This window comes from Streptohalobacillus salinus, from assembly GCF_003201605.1.
In the GTDB taxonomy this organism is placed as follows: Bacteria; Bacillota; Bacilli; order Bacillales; family Amphibacillaceae; genus Streptohalobacillus; species Streptohalobacillus salinus.
The window spans coordinates 1-5,175 of record NZ_QJJR01000026.1; the positions used below are offsets into that span (position 1 = coordinate 1).

Consider the following 5,175-nt stretch of genomic DNA (forward strand, 5'->3'; position numbering starts at 1 on the left):
CCCCGAACCCAACAAATGACTCACTAAGAAGAGGCACTTACGTCAAGAGCACGCCGCAAGGCGGTGGCTAGTATAGCATAAAAATCAAGCATCCGTATCGATTAAAATAGTATAAGTATAGATTTTTGAATATATTGGGATATATTCAAAAAAGTTTATGCATTTGATTTTACAATTCAGGGAATTATATAATATAGCTTGATAGAATTACCTATGAAACTTTTTTGGAAAAAAGCGTTACTATTTTATATCTGAAGTGTTTAATAGATAAGGTCATAACATAAGGGGGGGATATTGTGCAGCAATGAGGTGTGTTTTGTTATCAAGTTACTTTAGCATAATCAACTTAGAAGATTTTATCCTGGCGATTATTTAAGTAGTAAATATAGTAAGAATTCAATAAAAATTTAGGAGGGATATTTTGTTTAAAAAAACGATTCAATTATTGATAATAGGATTTTTGTTAATAGGAATGTCACCGTCTGTATTTGCTGCTACTAATGAAGATATAAATGAAAATTCTCAGGCAAAAGAAAAGAAAATTCATAAACTATATGACGAAAAAAGTAATTTGCTTCTGGAAGAAGATGTTGATCAAAAAGCAATAGATAAAGTTAATAAAAAATTAGAAAAATTAGGAGTTGAATTTCTAAGCTACGAAGAAGTGACTGAGAAGTTCCCGAAAAAGGATATTGAAGAATTAATGCCGGAATTAAGCAGAGACAGTTCTTCGGATATAGGCATTCAGGTATCTGTTCCTTCTCAATATAATGTAGATTGGTCAACTTATCGGTCATCAGTTTATACGGATGGCAAGTCTTATAATGTACAACGATTGGTTGCTCAACCAAACAGCTACAATTCCAATTTAAAGGCTAGTGGAAATACGCTTTTAAGGTCCTCTTATAACTGGAGTGCTGGATCAATGAACGCTGTAACAACCGTTGGCAAAAGTGCAGCAGGAAGCATCCCAGGCGCATCAATTGCTTTAACTGTATATGATACAGCCAAAAACTTTGTATCTGGAATTAGTAGATCAACAATCGTTAATGATGCAGATATTTCATATACTTGGGCCCAGTCAACAACAGCGGTATTCAGCTATGTTAAATTAAGTTCCCAGTCTGATAATTACCAAAACCTTTCATACATTTCAACTAAAGTAGATGTATCTGTTGGGTATCAATATCCTGAGTTTGTATATAGCGGAGGCTCAGTGAAGCCGAATATAATCCAGGGCAACGCCAATACTAGTTACGTGCCATCAGGTTATGATAGTGGGTTCAATGCAGTTGATGCTTATCAATCCCCATATGCCAAAAGCAGAGCGACAGTATCAAGGATAGATATTACAGGACTTGAGTATGATAGTGTAGCATATATATATCCTGTAAGCCCGCAATTCCCGGCACATATTAACTAAGACATTGATAGGGGGAAGTTACAGTGAAAGTAACAAAAATTAAAATACTTTCTATTGTGATTATTTTAATCCTTTTAACCACAACGTTTATATTGTTTTATAACTTCCCCACAAAGATAGAAGCGGAATATCCTGCTATACAATACAACGAGGGATACCCTGATAGTGTAGTTCAAACTAAAATAAAAATATCAGGCACGCTAAATAGACCTATAATTGGAAATAAAACATTTAATGGTCAATTTGTTATTAAAGGCTATAATTTCTCTAAAGATTACAAATTGATAGATGTTGTTTTTTCAAACTTCACGAAAAAAAGTATGGTAGGAAGCTTAGGCTATATTAATAACAAAAATGGTAAAAACGATCTCAAAATTGTAGGGATTATTGCATCCAGTGATATGGAAAAGTTCACGCTTTCTTTTTATGATTCTGAAAAAGAAGAACCAAATCCAGAAAAGCAGATAAAGATATCAGCACCATCTACAACTTATGAGGAAGGTATGAAGATACAAAATGAATTAATCAAGTAATAGGAGAGGGATACCTCTCCTAAAATTATATTATTTTGTGATATAGAATGCCACTATATTATTGTTCATACTAATAAATAATGCTAGAATAAAGATATAATATTAATTAATTTATTTACACTCAAATTGAGACACGAGTCTTGATTTATTCTGATTCTTTTTTAAAATGCACTTAATCAAAGTGACCGATTCTGTATCTATACAGAACATGTACAATTCTGTACTTTAATCGGTGATTTTGATTAGGTGCTCTTTTTTATACCTAAACACCAAACCATCACAATTTTAAAAGGAGAGTGATCAAATGGCAGTCGAGTTTAACTCAACAACCATGAAGAAATTAGTAGAAAGTGATAAGTACTTAAACTTCGTTTATAACGATTTTATGAAACAGGTGAATGACGAAGAAAGAGTTCTACGTATATTGTTTAACTCTAATGTTCTTGAAGATTCTGTTATCACAGACCGTTACGTACAATTAAACAAATAATCCTTATTAGGAGAGAAGAGTCCATTCGTTCATGAATCGGACTTTTTTTAATTGTCTAGGAGGCGATGAGAAATGGAACTTAGTAAACCTGATTCCTCAAATGAGGAAGAACACTACGAGTTTAAGGACACGAACCAAAGAGTATCTGTACTATCCAGGAAACGATGAATTTTTGAGAAACATGACAATAGATTATCCAGAACTTGAACCTTACTACGAATTCCGAACGATCTTAAAAGAGGCACAAGATACTCGGACATTGTTACTTAAGGATATGAAGGCATTAGATATTCCAATGTCAGAAAATGAAGTTTATACCATATACCGCTTCGTAACTGAGAGAGAAATCAAAAAGGGGATTCCAGTAACGCATCGTTTTCGTGACGCACTATTTTCTAACTTGGAAGTCCATCCAGGTATAGTTGGTTCAATGTATAGTCCTATTTGGGATCCGTGGAACTCAGGAGTTGACTGTTTCACTAAAGAGGATGAGGAAGCGATCAAGCGAGTATTAGCGAAAAGGAATTAAGCGTTTAGATGACTTAAAACCACTTTTAAAAAGGAGAGGTGAATAGCTTATGTTGCTATTACAAAAAGTAGAGTTTTTATGGAAAGATTGTCGTGATAACAAGGAAATTGAACCATTTTTAATTGAAGAAGGTGTTGGAGAAATCAATGCTAGAGTAAACATCTATAATAATACATTGGTGACTGCTGAGGTAACTGATATATTACCAAGCGAAGTGCCGCTTAAATTCACACAACTACAAAATACGCTTCGTGGTATATGTCATACGATTAAGTTTCATTTCAAAGCAGAAAAATCTGGACAGTTACCCTTTAAAGATTTAGAAGAAGCTGGTTTTCAGCAAAGAGATAGCTTCATTTGGGAATTTAAATTGCAAAAAAAACCGTTAATTCTATTGGGATAACATTCAGTTTTCAAAAGTGGAATGGAAAATCATGGGACACCGTGGGGGTGGATACTACGTATAGCGGTTCTAGTAAAGATGTATACGATAAGACTGTATTACGTTACGCGGAAGAAGGTTATTACTACAGGTTGAAAACCAGGCATTGGATTTCTAATAATGGAGTATTTGAGCAAGGTGAGACAAAGAGTGACTATCTTTTGATGAAATAAGAATTGCCGGGGTATTAGCCCCCGGTAATTTACATATTATTAGCAAAACGAATCAATTCTTCTTGTGGTAAATCCCCTAAAACACTGACATATACATTTCCTCTTAAAAATTCTAATTTTGAATTACCATCATCAGAAATAGTTAAATAGCCTTTACCATTTTTAAGTTGAATTTCCTTGATGTTAGATTTTTTCGATCCCGAACCAACAGTAGTATCACTCTCAAGAGGGTTTAAAGAAACCCAAAATGATTTTTCTTTATTAGAGAAGGTGAGTCGTACTTTTCTAAAAGTGTTGTCTCCATCTAACATAAATAAATCTGCATTTTTGAATTTGTAACCTACTGGAATATATTTGAAAGAAGGAATCTGAAATGCGGATCTATTTTGAACTTCTTCTAGTGAATTTACAGACACCACTTTATCTGTTAACTCCATCTCTTTATCTGCAATTCCGTTGGAAGGAGGATCTGTTTTTGCCTCACTTTCTTCGTTCTTATTCCCGAAAAATAAAGAAGTAATATCACCTGGTATCTCCTTTAACGATTGATAAAAAGGATTAAACGCTTTGGTTTCATTGATATTACCAAAAACGAAAGCCCCAATAATCATAGATAGAAAAATAACTGAAATGTTACGTAAGTAAGTTTTACGATTACGTTTTTTTCATTCTTTTCTATGAACTTTAATTGTTTTTTCACTTTATTCCAAGAAGGTTTATAATTAGATGAGAGTTCATCAGATTTCTTATTTACCAATTTATCGAAGGACTCGTCAAATAAATGGTCGAATCTTTCTCTATTCATCTTGAAAACCCCATTTCGTCATTTTCTTTTTCAAAGCTTTTCTTGCTCGGTGTATCTTTTGTTTAACTGCTCCTTCTGTTGAATTTTGTTCTTCAGCAATTTCTTTGTTAGATTTCCCATGAATCCATTTGGATTCTAGAATGTTTAGGTACTCCGAGTTGATTTCTGACATACTTTCAGTGATGTTATCTTCTAACATTCTTAATTCAACCTTCGCTTGTGTAGGATCTTTTTGTTTATTAATATTACTATTTATAACACTTTCAATATCATCTTGGTTACGCATTTTTTTATTTTTTCTAATCAAATTTAAAGTTAGGTTTCTTGTAACTACCCGTATCCAGCCAATTAACTGCTGTTCATTCTCAATGTTGGGTGAATGGTAAATAGTTTTTATAAAAGCCTCTTGAACTATATCTTCCGCGACTGAGTGATCGTGAATCATTTGAATTGAAACACCATAAACAAGTTTATAAAAATCACGGTAAACTTCTTCCTGTACAGATTTATCCAAGGAAGAGAAATCAGTATTAGTAAGAAGGAAGATTTTTGTTTTCATATTTTACACTCCTAACTATTATAAACTCTCAAAATTTTTAATATATAGTAGATACCCAAGAAAAGTTAAAATGGTATACTTATGCATTACCGATTTTAATAGATATATTTTGTATCTCTCTCTTATTGACTACTGCCAAAGGAATGTACCACTAGTGCCAAGTTTTTAACCACCTGTTGCCACGAAATGTACCACCCTTTGCCATGTCATGTTACCACTGA

At 33.1% G+C, this 5,175-nt stretch carries 7 protein-coding genes; 5 read left to right on the plus strand and 2 right to left on the minus strand.

What is annotated here, in order from left to right; all coding sequences use genetic code 11:
• Positions 1-421: 421 nt before the first annotated feature.
• The 5 genes from DES38_RS11780 to DES38_RS11800 all read left to right on the plus strand — a co-directional run bounded on the left by DES38_RS11780 (position 422) and on the right by DES38_RS11800 (position 3,378).
• The gene (locus DES38_RS11780; RefSeq protein ID WP_110252277.1) at positions 422-1,423 is read left to right on the plus strand and encodes a hypothetical protein; all 1,002 of its coding nucleotides are present in this window, start codon (positions 422-424) and stop codon (positions 1,421-1,423) included.
• A 23-nt stretch (positions 1,424-1,446) separates the two neighbouring features.
• A complete protein-coding gene (locus tag DES38_RS11785; RefSeq protein WP_110252278.1) occupies positions 1,447-1,956 on the plus strand; it encodes a hypothetical protein in 510 nt (169 codons plus the stop codon).
• A 304-nt stretch (positions 1,957-2,260) separates the two neighbouring features.
• On the plus strand, positions 2,261-2,446 hold the full coding sequence (locus DES38_RS11790; RefSeq protein WP_110252279.1) for a hypothetical protein: 186 nt from the start codon (positions 2,261-2,263) through the stop codon (positions 2,444-2,446).
• A gap of 172 nt (positions 2,447-2,618) precedes the next feature.
• Complete coding sequence (locus DES38_RS11795) at positions 2,619-2,975, plus strand: hypothetical protein (protein ID WP_146206386.1); 357 nt, start codon at positions 2,619-2,621, stop codon at positions 2,973-2,975.
• A gap of 49 nt (positions 2,976-3,024) precedes the next feature.
• Entirely contained in the window at positions 3,025-3,378 is a 354-nt protein-coding gene (locus DES38_RS11800; protein ID WP_110252281.1) for a hypothetical protein, read from the plus strand.
• Between the two features lie 241 nt (positions 3,379-3,619).
• On the opposite strand, the gene DES38_RS11805 is transcribed toward DES38_RS11800, so the two are convergent.
• Both DES38_RS11805 and DES38_RS11815 read right to left on the minus strand, forming a co-directional pair.
• Positions 3,620-4,201 carry a DUF4367 domain-containing protein gene (locus tag DES38_RS11805; protein WP_110252282.1) on the minus strand — a complete coding sequence of 194 codons (582 nt, stop codon included), beginning with the start codon at positions 4,199-4,201 and terminating at the stop codon, positions 3,620-3,622.
• Positions 4,202-4,387: 186 nt separating this feature from the next.
• Positions 4,388-4,954, minus strand: coding sequence for an RNA polymerase sigma factor (locus DES38_RS11815; protein WP_110252284.1), 567 nt, complete (start codon positions 4,952-4,954; stop codon positions 4,388-4,390).
• Positions 4,955-5,175 lie beyond the last annotated feature (221 nt).

Bases quoted from the DNA above. Each gene is read 5' to 3' on its own strand.
- DES38_RS11805 (WP_110252282.1), bottom strand. From the start codon at position 4,201: ATGATTATTGGGGCTTTCGTTTTTGGTAATATCAATGAAACCAAAGCG.
- DES38_RS11800 (WP_110252281.1), top strand. From the start codon at position 3,025: ATGTTGCTATTACAAAAAGTAGAGTTTTTATGGAAAGATTGTCGTGAT.
- DES38_RS11815 (WP_110252284.1), bottom strand. From the start codon at position 4,954: ATGAAAACAAAAATCTTCCTTCTTACTAATACTGATTTCTCTTCCTTG.
- DES38_RS11790 (WP_110252279.1), top strand. From the start codon at position 2,261: ATGGCAGTCGAGTTTAACTCAACAACCATGAAGAAATTAGTAGAAAGT.